The organism is Bacillus sp. 7_6_55CFAA_CT2 (genome assembly GCF_000238655.1).
Lineage (GTDB): Bacteria > Bacillota > Bacilli > Bacillales > Bacillaceae_G > Bacillus_A > Bacillus_A cereus.
In genome coordinates this window covers 69,203-83,747 of the sequence record NZ_JH414710.1, presented here as the reverse complement: position 1 = coordinate 83,747, position 14,545 = coordinate 69,203, and the positions used below count along the sequence as shown (strand labels likewise).

Sequence of the window (14,545 nt, the reverse complement as noted above, 5' to 3'; positions counted from 1 at the left end):
TTTTTTATGAAATCGGATAACGTACAGTAATACAAAACTCTCCTTGATTAACAGTTGTTCCTGTCGTAGTAATTCGAACAGTCGTAAAATATCGTACAGTGAAAGTACCACTACTTTGCGGCTGTACAGTAATTGTATCAATTACTGTAGCACCAACTAAAAAATCAACTGTAATCGGGTTCGCACCTACATCATATTTCACGTAACCTGAACCATATACTTCTTGCGTGATATTATTTGTATATACAATTTGAGTACCAGCACCTGTAATAGACCAGTCTGTACATACTTGGTCTTGCACAAGTGTTTTATTAGAACAACAAGACAAACTGGAACTTCTCATTCCCATTTCGATCCTCTCCTATTCTGCTATGAAAGTGGATAACGTGTTGTAATACAAAATTCTCCCTGATACGTTCCAGCAGGTGTTGCAGGTAACACAACTTGTATACTATCAAAGCGACGATACGTAAAAGCAATACTCGTTCCTGGGTTTAATGTTTGTGTATCAATTGTACCTCCAGCAGAATCAAGCGCTTCTACAGTAATTGGGCCTGGTCCAACATCATATTTAACAAAACCAGTACCAACTACGTTTTGGTTAATATTATTTGTATAAAGAACATTATCAATTGCTGTTGCAACTACAGTAGCAGACCACGGACTACACACTTTATCTTGCACATAATTTTTATCTGGACAACAAGTTAATGCTGACCCTGAGCATTCACAAGACATAGTTGTTTCCCCTCTCTCTTTTATATTCCCTATATGTGTATGTCCCCCAGAGTCTTTTGCCTGTACTATTCATCTATTTTCAAAAAATATTCATATGACTAGATAGATTCCGTTTTGTTTCTTTTTTTCATATATTTATAGACAAAGATGCTAGCCACGATAAGAATAACGCCACCTAATATCGGTAGCATATATTGTCCAACAACGTCCGCTGCTTTTTCCCAATGCGGACCTAATTTCATTCCAAAATAAACATACAAAGTCGTTAACGGGAACATTGCTACAAATGTATATATACTAAATTTCCATATGTTCATTTTCGCCATACCACACGGAACAGAAATAAGCGTTCGAACCCCTGGTACAAAGCGTCCAACAAATGCTACAACTGGTCCATATTTCTCAAAGAAATCATCTGCTTTTTGAATTTGTTCTTCTTTAATAAAGAAGTATTTTCCGTATTTTATTAATAGCGGACGACCACCATAATAACCAAGTGCGTATAACGTTAACGGTCCTGTCGTTCCGCCAAGTGTTCCAGCTAATACAGCTAGCCAAAAATTCATATCTCCCTCGTATACCCAATACCCAACCATAGGCAAAACGACTTCTGCCGGAATAAATTCGAAAGTTAAAGCCAATACAACTCCAAAATAAGAAAACTGCTTTAAAAACTCGATTATATCTAAAATCATTTGCTCCATATTTTAACTCCTATCCTACGTTTACGTTATGCTTTTCTTGTAATTGAACTGGCGCCATTTTTACAATTCGGTTCAAAATGAATAACACAATTCCAATATCATCTAAAATACCGATAAACGGTAGGAAGTCTGGAATTAAATCAAGCGGCATCGCAACATAACCAACTAAAAAAGCAACAGATAAAATTTTCTTCTTTATTGAAACCTCTTTTGAAGTAAAAAAGTCAAATAGGAATGGAACAAATCGGCGAACATGAAATACAACTCTTAATCTACTAATAAGTTTTTTCATTTTTATATCTCCTCTCTTTGTATACGAAAAGGACCCTACCAAATATGGTAAGGGTCCTCAAAAAGACAGAAAGGGGCCTTTACCATTGCTGGTAAAGGTCTCACTAACAACGAAACGTTGCCAATAAAGCCGAGGGTTTCTCCCTGTAATGACGACTTTACTGTAATAAGTTACTCCCCTTTATACACAATTTTATACACTCACATTAAAATATTTCAGAGGGCTTGTCAATATATTTTATATCCCAATCCCTTTCGTAAAAAACAAAAAACGTATAGGAAATTTCTTACTATCTCATAATATACATAATCATTTTTGAACGAAAGGAGATGTTTCATTTGCATACCGTCTGGAAAGGTGCACTTTCACTTGGACTATTAAATATAGGAATTAAACTATACAGTGCCGTAGAAGAAAACGATATAAAATTTTTAAGCCTCCATAAAGAATGTTTAACACCTATTAAATATAAAAAATTTGCTCCTGATTGTACGGATGAAGAAATTGATGATAACGATATTGTAAAAGCCTATGAATACGCACCTCATAAATATATTATTATGGATGAAAAAGAATTAGCTGAATTACAACAAGCTCATGAACCACGATCCATTCGTATTATATCTTTTGTCCAAAATAACGAAATCGATTCTGTTCTTTATGATCGCTCTTATTTTATAGGTCCTACCCCAGGACATGAAAAATCGTATTTATTATTAAAAGAAGCTCTTGAACGTACAAATAAACTTGGGCTTATTCATATTTCTATTAGAAAAAAACAACATTTAGCTATTATCCGTAACTTTGAGGATGGTCTTATGTTGCAAACTATTCACTACCCTAATGAAATTCGCGCTATAACAAATACACCTAACTTACCAAGTAACGAAAATTATCCGATTCAAAAACAAGAACTCACAGCAGCAATCAATTTAATCCACCATCTTACAAATCCTTTTGAACAAGAGATGTATACAGATGAGTATAAAGAAGCCCTTACCGAACTAATCGAAAACAAAATTGAACAGCAGGAAAAAACCGAAACAATCTCTCCAGCTCCGAACATCATTAATATTATGGAGACATTACAGGCAAGCATTGAACAAGCAAAAATAAAAAGAGACAATAAAACAGAAAAAGAGGCCAAATAAAATTGACCTCTTTTTCTTTAAAGCGGATTACATTTCGGCATTTCAAGTCCAGACGATTGAGCTAGTTTTAATAAGTAGTAACATTCTTCTCTTGCCATATGATCTGCCATTCTAGCTGATAATGCACTTAATACTTCATGAGATAACTCGAGCTCTTCCACTTCATGTAAAAAATGCGAAAATAATTTCAATTCAAGTGAAACATCTTTCGTAAACTTCTTTAATGCAGGAAAATGATGCAGCTCTGTCCGTAAATACCCTGTCATTTCAACTGCCTTTAAGTAAAATTGTTCAAAATGCTTCGTAAATTCTTCGCTTTTCTCTTTCAATCTTTTTTCAACAAGATCTAATCCACCAGAAATAGAGCCTGCATGACCAGCCGCATCCGTTAACCAAACGAGATGATAATGTAATTCATGAAAAACAGGCGGAACTTCCCCTTTCTTCAAAAACTCTAAAACTGTTATATACTCTTCCACTTCGTTTACCATATGATTAATAAAAGTTGGCGTAAAATGAATAGTAATTTTCCCTTCCAGCTGTTTCTGTATAATATTTAATTTAAACGCCCGAATCTCCTTAGCGGCTTGTTCTGCCTCTTTTGAAAATGCCATCAGATTCACATTCCGAACTTTATTTAACAAATTCGTAAATGTTTCAACAAAGTAAGTAGCTTTTTTTATATCCTCTTTTTCCTTCGGAGCTAATGCATCCAGTAAAAATTGTGCATGATCAGTAAGTACCTTTAACCAAAATTGATGCTCAAACAACGCACTTTCTTCATAATTTCTCTCCACTAAATCCCCTCCGTCTATTCATCCTTCTCTATCACTTGAAGTTTATATCCATCCGGGTCTTGTACCACAATACTCTTCTCACTTTTGTTTTCTGTATATGCGATTTTATAAAATACTAACCTCTTCTTTACATTCCCTATGTTAGAAATTGAAAACGTTAGAACATCAACTGAGTCCGTAACACTCTTCTCACGCCCGCCCAAACTGCGATTCATCACAAAACTAATTCTCGTTGAATCAGTATCATACCAAACCCCTGTAATATCTAATTGCGGCCTTTCTGAACTAGGTGTTATCCCTAAAATCCCTTCATAAAAATACAGAGTTTCCTTTAAGTTCTTTACTTCCAATACAATGAATTGTTTCACAGTCTCCACATTCATTCCCCCCGTACCTATTACTTTTTTATATGTGTCATAAATGCTCATTATGTCTGAATACAATACGTAGTAATGAACATGTAAGGAGGTTTATTCGTGAATAAATATATGAGATCATTCGTGCCCTATCATAGCCCTCTCGATCCTTGTCCTCCTATCGGAAAAAAATATTATTCTACTCCTCCTAATTTATTTTTAGGCTTTCAACCGCCAAACTTGCCGCAATTCACACCAAAAGAAGCACTACAAAAAGGGACTTTATGGCCTGTTTTTTATGACTATTATGAAAATCCTTATAAAAAAGGGCGGTGACTACTGACGTGAATCAATCGCTACCAGAAGAATACTATCAGCTTTTACTGGAGCTTCAAGAATTAGACTTTGTACTAGTTGAACTCACTCTTTATTTAGATACACATCCAGATGACACCGCTGCGATTAATCAATTTAATGATTTTTCCTATAAACGGAGAGTATTAAAACAAAAGATGGAAGAAAAATACGGACCACTCCAACAGTTTGGAAATAGCTATTCTAATGCCCCTTGGGAATGGAGCAAAGGTCCTTGGCCATGGCAAATATAAAGGAGAGAAACTATGTGGATTTATGAAAAGAAATTACAATACCCAGTTAAAGTGGGAACTTGCAATCCCGCACTTGCAAAATTATTAATCGAGCAATACGGTGGTGCAGATGGAGAATTAGCTGCTGCACTACGTTACTTAAATCAACGTTATACAATTCCTGATAAAGTCATTGGCCTACTTACTGATATTGGTACAGAAGAATTTGCTCACCTTGAAATGATTGCTACAATGGTTTATAAGCTGACGAAAGATGCGACCCCTGAACAAATGAAAGCTGCTGGTCTTGACCCTCATTACGCTGATCATGACAGTGCTCTTCATTACCATAACGCTGCTGGTGTTCCATTTACTGCAACCTATATACAGGCTAAAGGTGATCCAATTGCCGATCTATACGAGGATATTGCAGCTGAAGAAAAAGCACGCGCAACATATCAATGGCTCATTAACTTATCAGATGATCCAGATATAAATGACAGCCTACGCTTCTTACGTGAACGAGAAATTGTCCATTCACAACGTTTCCGAGAAGCAGTTGAAATTTTAAAAGAAGAACGCGATAAAAAAATATTTTTTTAAAACACGTATCCTAGCGATATGTGTTTTTTTATGTTAAAAGTTAAATCCTTCCTATTAAACATATAAATAGTATATTTATTCGATTTAATGCATTATTTTTTAATATTTTCAAAATTCCCTATTGCTTTCTAGTCATCAGACCTTTAAAATAATAACAGTTACTCGACAAATTATTTGAATTTTCGACAAAAACACTCATTAGGAGGATTTTCTTTATATGCATACAACTTTAAAACCAGCGCAAATACTTTCGATTAGTTTATTACTATTCGCAGTTTTCTTCGGTGCTGGTAATATGATTTTCCCGCCCCTTCTCGGTCTTTCTTCCGGAGAAAATATGTGGGTTTCCATTACAGGGTTTATTATTACAGACGTCGGTTTATCTTTACTTGCTATCGTTGCTGTTGCCCTTGCTGGTGGTAGTTTTAACACTTTAGCGAGCCGTGTTCATCCAAAATTCGCAGCAGTATTCGCTATCATTATTTATCTTTCAATCGGCCCACTATTTGTTATTCCACGAACTGGATCTGTATCTTATGAAATCGGGATTGCACCACTTTTCCCAGATCAATGGTATTCTATGTTAGTTTTTAGTGCGATTTTCTTTACAGTCGTTTACTTCTTATCATTAAATCCATCCAAGCTAGTAGATCATATCGGTAAAATATTAACGCCAATTTTACTTGTAATTATTGCAATTATGGCAACAAAAGCGATTCTTTCACCAGGGACGTTTGCAGAACCTATCGGTGACTATAAAGACATCCCGTTTTTCAAAGGATTTCTTGAAGGATTTTTAACGTTAGATGCAATTGGCGCTCTCGTACTATCAACAATTGTTGTAAATGCAATTCGTCAAAACGGTATACAAGAGAAGAAATCTATCGCGAAATATACAATCATTTGCGGAAGTATCGCTGCTCTATTCTTAACAATTGTTTACTTCTTACTCGGTTATATCGGAGCTTCAAACGGAAACTTAGGGCAATTCGAAAACGGTGGTCAACTATTAGCTACTGTTATGTATCAATTCTTTGGGACAAGCGGTAATATTTTATTAAGTATCGCCATTATCTTCGCTTGTTTAACAACGGCAATTGGCGTTGTAAGTGCATTTGCAAATTACTTCACAACAGTGCTAACAAATGTTTCATACAAAAAGCTTGTGCTATACGTTTGTATCTTTAGTTTCGTTATTTCAAACTTAGGATTAAGCTTATTAATTAAAATCACACTACCTGTATTAATTATTTTGTACCCAATTACAATCATTTTAATTTTCGTATCATTTATCGATAAATATACGAAACGTAAACCTTCTGTCTACATCGGAGCGATGATCGCAGCATTTATTATTAGCTGTATTCACGCACTTGATAATGTGGAAATGATACCAGATTTTATCGCTAATATCGTACACACCATTCCTTTTTATAACTTAGGAATTGGCTGGATCATTCCAGCAATAATCGGTGGTATAATTGGATACTTTATTCCGCAAACAGAAGCTGCAGGTGAAGTTTCTACAAAATAAAGAAAAGAAGCAAGCATGAAATCCATGCTTGCTTCTTCTTTCTCTTCACATCGTATGCTTAAAAGTAAATAACTCTTCTTTTGACTGCACAACAGATTGTTCCTCTTCTACAACATCCTTCTTTAGCTCTCCGCCTAACCTTACTTTCAACATCGCCTCTTCTATACTTTTCACAATCATATTTCCTGAAAAAATAGTAAGCCCAAAAAATGTAATTGGGACGAGAGGAATCCATGGATGCACTGTTAATGATCTAAAGTATACTCCAATTAAACCTGACCATTCATGCGTATAAGATTCCACCTCTTTTATAGGTCCACCAAACGTAACAGTCCCACCAAAGAACACTTCAAGTAATCCTAAGTGCAGTAAAATAGTAAGGCTCTGCGTAAACTGTTGAAGAAATACGAGTATAAAAGTCATATAGAGATGCGGAAAAAGATGTTTTATAACAATACGTCTTCTCGATCCGCCTAATATGCGCGCGGCATCAACAAATTCTTCCGTTCGCAATTTACGAACTTCCTTCGCAACATACAGTGCAATAACTGGCATTACAAGCAGTACAAGTAATACCACTTGAAACGAAGCCCTTTCAAAAAAGGTTGTTGTCTCCTCTCCGCTTCCAAATGCATTTGCAGATTGAAGAAAAAAATACGCAATCATAACTGTCGGAATAACTGTAAAACTATCAAAGAAAGCCTCAATTTTTGAAAATCCTCTTTTTATATACGTTCCGAGTACGACACCGAAAAACACACCTATTACCATTCTAAGTGCCGCAATTAAAATAGATATACCAATCGTCCACTTCGCGCCCTCAATGACTAAATGTAACAGGTCATACCCTTTCCGGTCTGTCCCGAGTAAAAATTGGAATGAAGGTGGAAACGGTGGCACTTGTGGATTTTCATCCGCATCATATTGCAATGTAACTTGTCTAATATGTCCATCATTCCATAACGTATTTCCGATGCTCAAAAGAACTAATAGGAGAAGAAACCCAATGCTTATCCAAAATCTTTTATCACGTTTTATATACGTCCACATATTATAATCTCTCCTTCATCGCAGCCGGAATGAGATAATGAAACAATTTAAATAAAATAAAAATCGGAATATATATAAGAAGCACACTAACGATGAAAACCTCAACTCTAATACCAAAATACGATTTCAAAAACATAAAAATACCACCCGTATTAAAAATCCATTCTATAATATATAAATTAGATAACATAAAAAAGATATTCGTTTTTGCAAAGAATAATGTACTAAGCAACACATTTCGTAAAATATGACGATTTAAAATATGAAAGCGCCCCAGCCCTTTCGCCTTAGCAAATAGTACATAATCTTTTTCTAGTTCATTTTCAAAACGAAGCACGACCATTTTTACAAACATAATCGTAGTCGGGATGCTCAAACACAATATTGGCAACCCCCTAATCGACTCGCCTCCAATTGAAGCAATTTGAAAAGGTAAAAAACCTGTTTGTTTAAAAAACCATACAACTAAAATTTGTGATACTAAAATAAGAAGAATATCTGGAATGGATTCTAGGAAGATAAGAAATGATTTAATTCGATGTTGTATACGCGGTGAACTACTCATAATTACATAAACGATACAAAATGCTACAAATAATGAAATAAAAAAAGCAGCCAAAAAAATAATAATCGTTTCTTTATAATGGACGAACAGCTGCGGAAATAAAAATTTACCTTTCACATATTGCAAATTGGAAATATCCATTAAGTTCACAAACACTTCTTTTAAACTCTGTATGTACTCTGATGCATGCAGCTCAAATCCATAAAATAATTTCGGCAGTGCTCCTAAACAAATAATCCCCAAAATCGAAATAAGAAATTGAATCGTCACTTCCATCCCATTCAAAAATACCTTTTTGACCATTTTCGCCCTTCTCTCTCTATAATTTACCTCTTAATTTTATTCTTAATTTTCTGAATTGTAAATATTTTAAAGGCAAAAAATCACTAGGCTATGATCCTAGTGATTCTTTATGCGCATGCCTTTCTCTTTTCGCAAACGGCATATACAAAATGAAACATCCAATAAGCGCAGCTATTTCTAATGAAATAATATAGTAAGGATGCGGCCCTAACATATCGAGTAATGAAGCTGTTTCTGGCTTATGAGCTAAAAACATATAATTACCACCTGTTTTGTAATTCACAAACGAAACAAGCGGAATCAATATGTTTAAAAATATCATCGTACGCTTAATAGATTGCAAGGTCGGTCTATAGCCTTCCACCCAAGTCATAAAGAGTGGTGCCCAAATAAGCAATACATGCGCGATAAAATATTCAATGAAACGAAAATGCGGAAAAGCATATTGCAAATTTGGTGTTAAAATGGCTTGTGATGCACCAATAACTCCCGTAAAAAATACAATCTCATATATTCGATAACTTTTCGTTACAATCATAATCGACGCTAACAACAAACTAATTGTACATAACTCAAACGGTAATGAAGTAGCTAGCTCAAAAATCCCCGCTTTCCACTCCCACATATGAAGCCCAATTTCACTACCTATAAATAAAAATGCAATCGCATATCGAACCGTTATATTCCACTCATTTTGACGTAATAAATCTTGGTATTGATACAGAAAAAATATCCCCACCAACATAATAAATAATATAATGGCATGTTGCCTTGAGTATGGAATAAACGGTTTTAATGGATGCGCACTAAAATAAGCTTCCATCTTCCTTCCTCCTCTCCTTCATACAATATTATTGTAAGAAAGAAACAACGAGTCAATTCATTTGCTTACAATAGGACAACCTCCACCTTACATTTACATATTCATACCTTACAAAACTGTAAGGTTATTGTAAGCTAAAACGATTTGTCAGATTCTTCACCTCTTCTATACTTAATGTAGATACTAAAACGAACGAAAAGGTGATAAATAGATGAAGAAGAAAAATAAAGTGTTAATTACTAGTGTAGTAGCAATCGGAATTGCAGCTGGATCATACTTTGCATTTGCTGGGGGCGGTTCCGAAGTAGCAATGGCATATAGCGGATATAAAGTAACTGAAAAACAAATCCAAAACGCGCAAAAATTTGGTGGCGAAGTTATTCCAAATGGAATTGAAACTATTTCATTCGATCCAACAAAAGGAACATATGAATTAGCTGTAAAAAAAGGCGATGAAGTGAAAAAAGGTCAGCTTCTATTTAAATACAATGACCCGACTGCTAAACAAGGTGTAACAGAAGCAGAAATGCAAAAGAAAATCGCCCAAAAAGAAGTAACGTTGTTCCAAAAACAAATTGATGCGGCGAAACAAAAATTACAAAAAGATAAAAATGCAGGCCTTCCTGCTGAAGCATTAAAAGCATCAGAAGCTGAAGTTGGGCAATTAGAATCACAACTTGAAATGAAAAAGTTTGAAGTTGAAAAAGCTGATGAAATGATTAAAGCAGCAAAAGAGAAAGTAAACACTCTTTCTGTAACAAGTCCTGCTGATGGAGTAATTGATGATATCGTGAAAACTGCTGACGAAAAAACAGGTATGAGCGGGGTTACTCTTCGTCACGCTGGTCAATTTAAGGTAAAAGGTCAACTTTCTGAATATGAGCTTGCTAGTATGAAAGTTGGGCAAGAAGTAACTGTTTCATCAAAAACTGTCGCTGGTAAGACTTGGACAGGAAAAGTAACAGAAATCGGTTCTACACCATTAAAGAGCATGGATGAAAATAAAACTGTTTCTAACTATCAATTCACTGTCACATTAGATAATAGTGACGAATTACAAAACGGCTTCCACGTTTACGTAACAAGTAAATCTGGCGAAGCAACTGGTACAATTGTTCCGAAAAGCAGTATCGTGAAAAAAGGTGATAAAAATGTTGTCTTCGTTGTAAAAGACGGTAAGGCGAAAGAACAAGCAGTTACTGTTGAATTCGAGACTGATAGCGAAGCAAAAGTTTCTGGAGTGAAAAAAGGAGAGGAAATTATCTCTAAACCTGAAAAAGACTTAAAAGATGGTATGGAGGTTGTCGCCCAGTGATTAACTTAAAAGGCATCACGAAATCCTTCCAAAATGGTGCAGAATCCGTTCAAATATTACACGGAATTGACGTAACACTGAACCAAGGAGAATTCACTTCTATTATGGGACCTTCTGGTTCTGGTAAATCAACATTAATGAACATTATCGGTTGCTTAGATAAACCGACGACAGGTACGTACGAACTAGCCGGTCAAAATATTTCAAACATGACTGAAACAGAACTTGCACACGTACGTAATAAAGAGATCGGATTCGTATTCCAAAACTTCATGTTATTACCGAGACTTACAGCGCTTCAAAATGTAGAACTACCTCTTATTTACGCTGGAGTCGATAAAAAAGAAAGACGCGAGCGCTCATTAGCTGCTTTAACAAAAGTCGGTTTAGCTGATCGCGCTACTCACTTACCGAACGAATTATCAGGTGGACAAAAGCAGCGTGTCGCTGTTGCACGTGCAATCGTAAATAACCCAAAGTTCATTTTAGCCGATGAACCGACGGGGGCACTTGATACGAAAACGAGTACACAAATTATGGACCTCTTTTACGAATTAAATAAACAAGGCTCAACAATTATTATGATTACCCATGACCGTGAAATCGGGGAAGCTGCAGCACGTCAAATTGTAATTCGTGACGGAAATATCGTCCAAGATTGGAGAGGTTAATTTTGAATACGAGTGAAAATATACGCATGGCCCTTTCCTCTATCTTTGCTCATAAAATGCGTTCTATTTTAACGATGTTAGGTATTATTATCGGTATTAGTGCCATTATTACTATCATTTCAATGGGTGATGGTACAAACGCAAAGTTTAAAAAAGAATTAGGCCAAGGAAAAGATAACGAAGTAACGATTTACTACAACAATCCTGATTACGGAACAGATAGTGCCAAAATCACACCTGATATGCTAAACCGTCTGCAAACTGTACCAGGCGTTAAAGATGTGTATCCAGACGTAAGTATGAAAGTAAAAGCATCTGCTGGTTCAAAAGATGTAAATCTTGATTTAAAAGGTGGAACAGGCGCCTTTATGACAGATTCGAAAATAAAATTAGTTCACGGTCGTGAATTAAATGACAGTGAACTAAACCAAGCAATCCCTGCTGTTATATTAAATGAAGAAGCTTTCAACAAATTATTTAGTAGTGGTTGGGAATCAAATCAATACACAGATATAAAAGGAAAGCCGTATAAAATAGTTGGTGTATACGAAACGAAAAACGACTTTGGAATGCCTATGCCTGAAGGTTATACATCACTTGAAAATGCGCCTGTCATTTCAGGAGTAAATGAGTATGACTCTGTAAGATTAACAATGACCTCTCCGACAGAACGTAAAAGTGTAGAAAAACAAGCCGTTTCTGTCTTAAACGAAATGAAAGCTCCTAAATTTGAGCACAAATTCGAAGCACAAGACTTAGGTGAATTTACGAAACAACTAGACGAATCAATCGGTATGATGAAAATGGTATTTGGTGGTATTGCTGCTATCTCCTTACTTGTTGGTGGTATCGGTGTAATGAACATTATGCTCGTATCTGTAACAGAACGTACACGTGAGATTGGTATTCGTAAAGCACTTGGTGCAACACGTGGTAAAGTATTAACACAATTCTTAATCGAATCTTGTATTTTAACAGGACTTGGTGGTTTCATCGGATTCATGCTCGGTATTTTCTTCGCTTGGATCGTCTCAATCTTTGCTGGATGGCCACTCGTTGTCTCAAAAGAACTTGGACTTCTTGCAGTAGGTATCTCCATGTTAATCGGTATTATATTCGGTTTACTACCAGCTAACAAAGCTGCCAAACTGGATCCAATTGAATGTTTACGATATGAATAAACAAAAACGTAGGAGTTTACACTCCTACGTTTTTTATTTATCTACTAAATTGAGTTTCTTCTATTATATATGTTCCACGTTACAACTATCATTCTAATACTCTTCATTATTTATAGGTACTAAGGCTATTATCTAATTCTATTATTGCAAAAATACTATGTAACAGACGAAAATCAAGGCGTAATTTTTTCCATACTTCGACTGATTTTGTAACAATTATACCGATATTTTATTAAATTTCACCTCATTTATATATTTTCACGCCTAAAAAGATTATCGTTTTATAACTAATTTTCCATTCAAACAGTAAAATATGCTACTTCCGTAACGCTATAGATATCACTTAGAAATATTACTGTAATATTATTAACGTTACAGTAATTGAAATACTACTCATTTTGTGTTTCATATGCCCTGATACGCCAAAAAACAACAAGGAAGCGCTATCAGGATATTTATGGAATTGTTACAGAATATTAATGCCCCGTTACGAAAGCTTTGTAATTTTATGTTTTTCGCAAATAAGAAAATAATGGTTGCTATAATGAGGTCAACGAAAACAAATGCAATGGAGGCTATTATGAAAAAATTTATGGGTATAGCAACAGCAGCGGTTTTTGGTCTTGGGATTTTCACAACATCTGCTAAAGCAGAAACAATCGTAACGACTGACGTACTAAACGTACGAGAAAACCCAACTACTGAATCAAAAGTTGTAGGAAAATTATTAGATGGATATAAAGTAAATGTTTTACATACAGAAAATGGTTGGTCAAAAGTTCAATTGAATAGCGGTAAAGAAGCTTTCATAAGCGCTGACTATACAAAAGACACTTACTACGTAACAGCAAACGTATTAAACGTACGTGCTGGAGCAAACACAGACTCAGAGATTCTTGGTAAGTTGAAAAAAGATGATATAATTGAAACAACACACCAAGTACAAAATGATTGGATTCAATTTGAATATAACGGAAAAACAGCTTATGTTCATGTTCCTTACTTAACAGGTAAAGCACCAGTTAAAGTTCAACCAGTAGCTAAAGTTGAAAAAACGACTACAGTTCAAGATACAGCTAAAGTTCGTGAAGCTGCTAAAGCTCAGGAAGTAGCTGAAACTCAAGCAAAAGCTAAAGCTCAAGAAGCAACTAAAGCTCGCGAAGCAGCTGAAGCTCAAGCAGAAGTTAAAGCTCAAGAAGCAGCTAAAGCTCGTGAAGCTGCTAAGGCTCAAGAAGCAGCTAAAGCTCAGGCAGATGCTGAAGCTCAAGCAGAAGTTAAAGCTCAAGAGGCGGCTAAAGCTCGTGAAGCAGCTAAAGCTCAAGCAGATGCTGAAGCTCAAGCAGCGGCTAAGGCTCAAGAAGCAGCCAAAGCTCGTGAAGCGGCTAAAGCTCAAGAAGCTAAGGCTCAAGAAGCAGCTGAAGCTCGTGAAGCTGCTAAAGCTCAAGAAGCAGCTAAAGCTCGTGAAGCTGCTAAAGCTCAAAAACCAGCTACACAACAACCTGTTGCAAAAGAAACTGAAACAAGTGCACCATCATCTTCTCGTGAGTTACGTGTTGTAGCAACAGCTTACACAGCAGATCCACTTGAAAATGGTTATAAAGCAGGCGACCAAGTAAAATCAGCTTTAGGTCATAACTTAACAGCTAATCCAAACATGAAACTTATTGCAGTTGATCCAAGTGTAATTCCATTAGGTTCAAAAGTATGGGTTGAAGGTTACGGAGTAGCAATCGCTGGTGATACTGGTGGAGCTATTAAAGGTAATAAAATCGACGTTTTAATGCCAGATAAAGGTACATCAAGTAGCTGGGGACGTAAAACAGTTACAGTTAAAGTATTAAACTAGTTAGTAAAAAAGAGTCAGTCTCATCGTTG

The 14,545-nt window shown here is 35.6% G+C and carries 18 protein-coding genes; 9 read left to right on the top strand and 9 right to left on the bottom strand.

Annotation, left to right across the window (positions count from 1 at the left end; all coding sequences use genetic code 11):
- Nucleotides 1-4: 4 nt before the first annotated feature.
- The 4 genes from HMPREF1014_RS16055 to HMPREF1014_RS16040 all read right to left on the bottom strand — a co-directional run bounded on the left by HMPREF1014_RS16055 (nucleotide 5) and on the right by HMPREF1014_RS16040 (nucleotide 1,734).
- Nucleotides 5-349, bottom strand: coding sequence for a DUF3992 domain-containing protein (locus HMPREF1014_RS16055; RefSeq protein ID WP_000525814.1), 345 nt, complete (start codon nucleotides 347-349; stop codon nucleotides 5-7).
- 20 nt (nucleotides 350-369) lie between these two features.
- Nucleotides 370-738 carry a DUF3992 domain-containing protein gene (locus tag HMPREF1014_RS16050; RefSeq protein ID WP_001277540.1) on the bottom strand — a complete coding sequence of 123 codons (369 nt, stop codon included), beginning with the start codon at nucleotides 736-738 and terminating at the stop codon, nucleotides 370-372.
- Nucleotides 739-836: 98 nt separating this feature from the next.
- Nucleotides 837-1,442 (bottom strand): DedA family protein, encoded by a 606-nt coding sequence (locus HMPREF1014_RS16045; protein WP_000437066.1) that lies wholly within the window; start codon nucleotides 1,440-1,442, stop codon nucleotides 837-839.
- 10 nt (nucleotides 1,443-1,452) lie between these two features.
- Entirely contained in the window at nucleotides 1,453-1,734 is a 282-nt protein-coding gene (locus HMPREF1014_RS16040; RefSeq protein WP_000733852.1) for a YkvA family protein, read from the bottom strand.
- Between the two features lie 338 nt (nucleotides 1,735-2,072).
- On the opposite strand from HMPREF1014_RS16040, the gene ku reads away from it, so the two are divergent.
- A complete protein-coding gene (gene ku / locus HMPREF1014_RS16035; protein ID WP_000557745.1) occupies nucleotides 2,073-2,885 on the top strand; it encodes a non-homologous end joining protein Ku in 813 nt (270 codons plus the stop codon).
- Between the two features lie 17 nt (nucleotides 2,886-2,902).
- Here ku and HMPREF1014_RS16030 read toward each other — a convergent pair whose 3' ends face one another.
- Both HMPREF1014_RS16030 and HMPREF1014_RS16025 read right to left on the bottom strand, forming a co-directional pair.
- Nucleotides 2,903-3,682, bottom strand: a complete 780-nt coding sequence (locus HMPREF1014_RS16030) for a DUF2935 domain-containing protein (protein WP_000440975.1) — start codon at nucleotides 3,680-3,682, stop codon at nucleotides 2,903-2,905.
- A gap of 14 nt (nucleotides 3,683-3,696) precedes the next feature.
- Nucleotides 3,697-4,110, bottom strand: coding sequence for a VOC family protein (locus HMPREF1014_RS16025; protein WP_001986206.1), 414 nt, complete (start codon nucleotides 4,108-4,110; stop codon nucleotides 3,697-3,699).
- 48 nt (nucleotides 4,111-4,158) lie between these two features.
- On the opposite strand from HMPREF1014_RS16025, the gene HMPREF1014_RS16020 reads away from it, so the two are divergent.
- The 4 genes from HMPREF1014_RS16020 to brnQ2 all read left to right on the top strand — a co-directional run bounded on the left by HMPREF1014_RS16020 (nucleotide 4,159) and on the right by brnQ2 (nucleotide 6,762).
- Nucleotides 4,159-4,374 (top strand): spore coat associated protein CotJA, encoded by a 216-nt coding sequence (locus HMPREF1014_RS16020; RefSeq protein ID WP_001046257.1) that lies wholly within the window; start codon nucleotides 4,159-4,161, stop codon nucleotides 4,372-4,374.
- 8 nt (nucleotides 4,375-4,382) lie between these two features.
- Nucleotides 4,383-4,646, top strand: a complete 264-nt coding sequence (locus HMPREF1014_RS16015) for a spore coat protein CotJB (protein ID WP_001076510.1) — start codon at nucleotides 4,383-4,385, stop codon at nucleotides 4,644-4,646.
- 12 nt (nucleotides 4,647-4,658) lie between these two features.
- Nucleotides 4,659-5,228 (top strand): spore coat protein CotJC, encoded by a 570-nt coding sequence (gene cotJC / locus HMPREF1014_RS16010; protein ID WP_000265273.1) that lies wholly within the window; start codon nucleotides 4,659-4,661, stop codon nucleotides 5,226-5,228.
- A 217-nt stretch (nucleotides 5,229-5,445) separates the two neighbouring features.
- Complete coding sequence (brnQ2, locus tag HMPREF1014_RS16005) at nucleotides 5,446-6,762, top strand: branched-chain amino acid transport system II carrier protein BrnQ2 (RefSeq protein WP_000557552.1); 1,317 nt, start codon at nucleotides 5,446-5,448, stop codon at nucleotides 6,760-6,762.
- 45 nt (nucleotides 6,763-6,807) lie between these two features.
- On the opposite strand, the gene HMPREF1014_RS16000 is transcribed toward brnQ2, so the two are convergent.
- The 3 genes from HMPREF1014_RS16000 to HMPREF1014_RS15990 form a co-directional block, all read right to left on the bottom strand.
- Complete coding sequence (locus tag HMPREF1014_RS16000; RefSeq protein ID WP_000269948.1) at nucleotides 6,808-7,812, bottom strand: ABC transporter permease; 1,005 nt, start codon at nucleotides 7,810-7,812, stop codon at nucleotides 6,808-6,810.
- Nucleotide 7,813: 1 nt separating this feature from the next.
- A complete protein-coding gene (locus HMPREF1014_RS15995; RefSeq protein WP_000239675.1) occupies nucleotides 7,814-8,680 on the bottom strand; it encodes an ABC transporter permease subunit in 867 nt (288 codons plus the stop codon).
- Nucleotides 8,681-8,768: 88 nt separating this feature from the next.
- Nucleotides 8,769-9,503, bottom strand: a complete 735-nt coding sequence (locus HMPREF1014_RS15990; RefSeq protein ID WP_000388681.1) for a YwaF family protein — start codon at nucleotides 9,501-9,503, stop codon at nucleotides 8,769-8,771.
- 211 nt (nucleotides 9,504-9,714) lie between these two features.
- On the opposite strand from HMPREF1014_RS15990, the gene HMPREF1014_RS15985 reads away from it, so the two are divergent.
- The 4 genes from HMPREF1014_RS15985 (at nucleotide 9,715) to entC (ending at nucleotide 14,516) form a co-directional block, all read left to right on the top strand.
- Nucleotides 9,715-10,818: an efflux RND transporter periplasmic adaptor subunit gene (locus HMPREF1014_RS15985; RefSeq protein WP_000728830.1), complete on the top strand. Its 1,104-nt coding sequence runs from the start codon at nucleotides 9,715-9,717 to the stop codon at nucleotides 10,816-10,818.
- Nucleotides 10,815-11,489: an ABC transporter ATP-binding protein gene (locus tag HMPREF1014_RS15980; protein ID WP_000609104.1), complete on the top strand. Its 675-nt coding sequence runs from the start codon at nucleotides 10,815-10,817 to the stop codon at nucleotides 11,487-11,489. The genes HMPREF1014_RS15985 and HMPREF1014_RS15980 overlap by 4 nt, the downstream gene beginning before the upstream one ends.
- Before the next feature lie 26 nt (nucleotides 11,490-11,515).
- On the top strand, nucleotides 11,516-12,670 hold the full coding sequence (locus HMPREF1014_RS15975; protein WP_001986269.1) for an ABC transporter permease: 1,155 nt from the start codon (nucleotides 11,516-11,518) through the stop codon (nucleotides 12,668-12,670).
- Nucleotides 12,671-13,127: 457 nt separating this feature from the next.
- Entirely contained in the window at nucleotides 13,128-14,516 is a 1,389-nt protein-coding gene (gene entC, locus HMPREF1014_RS15970; RefSeq protein ID WP_000421960.1) for a cell wall-binding protein EntC, read from the top strand.
- The last annotated feature ends 29 nt before the right edge of the window (nucleotides 14,517-14,545 follow it).

Coding starts and splice junctions, on each gene's coding strand:
- HMPREF1014_RS16055 (WP_000525814.1), bottom strand. CDS start 349: ATGGGAATGAGAAGTTCCAGTTTGTCTTGTTGTTCTAATAAAACACTT.
- HMPREF1014_RS16050 (WP_001277540.1), bottom strand. CDS start 738: ATGTCTTGTGAATGCTCAGGGTCAGCATTAACTTGTTGTCCAGATAAA.
- HMPREF1014_RS16045 (WP_000437066.1), bottom strand. CDS start 1,442: ATGGAGCAAATGATTTTAGATATAATCGAGTTTTTAAAGCAGTTTTCT.
- HMPREF1014_RS16040 (WP_000733852.1), bottom strand. CDS start 1,734: ATGAAAAAACTTATTAGTAGATTAAGAGTTGTATTTCATGTTCGCCGA.
- HMPREF1014_RS16025 (WP_001986206.1), bottom strand. CDS start 4,110: ATGAGCATTTATGACACATATAAAAAAGTAATAGGTACGGGGGGAATG.
- cotJC (WP_000265273.1), top strand. CDS start 4,659: ATGTGGATTTATGAAAAGAAATTACAATACCCAGTTAAAGTGGGAACT.
- brnQ2 (WP_000557552.1), top strand. CDS start 5,446: ATGCATACAACTTTAAAACCAGCGCAAATACTTTCGATTAGTTTATTA.
- HMPREF1014_RS16000 (WP_000269948.1), bottom strand. CDS start 7,812: ATGTGGACGTATATAAAACGTGATAAAAGATTTTGGATAAGCATTGGG.
- HMPREF1014_RS15995 (WP_000239675.1), bottom strand. CDS start 8,680: ATGGTCAAAAAGGTATTTTTGAATGGGATGGAAGTGACGATTCAATTT.
- HMPREF1014_RS15990 (WP_000388681.1), bottom strand. CDS start 9,503: ATGGAAGCTTATTTTAGTGCGCATCCATTAAAACCGTTTATTCCATAC.
- HMPREF1014_RS15985 (WP_000728830.1), top strand. CDS start 9,715: ATGAAGAAGAAAAATAAAGTGTTAATTACTAGTGTAGTAGCAATCGGA.
- HMPREF1014_RS15975 (WP_001986269.1), top strand. CDS start 11,516: ATGGCCCTTTCCTCTATCTTTGCTCATAAAATGCGTTCTATTTTAACG.
- entC (WP_000421960.1), top strand. CDS start 13,128: ATGGAATTGTTACAGAATATTAATGCCCCGTTACGAAAGCTTTGTAAT.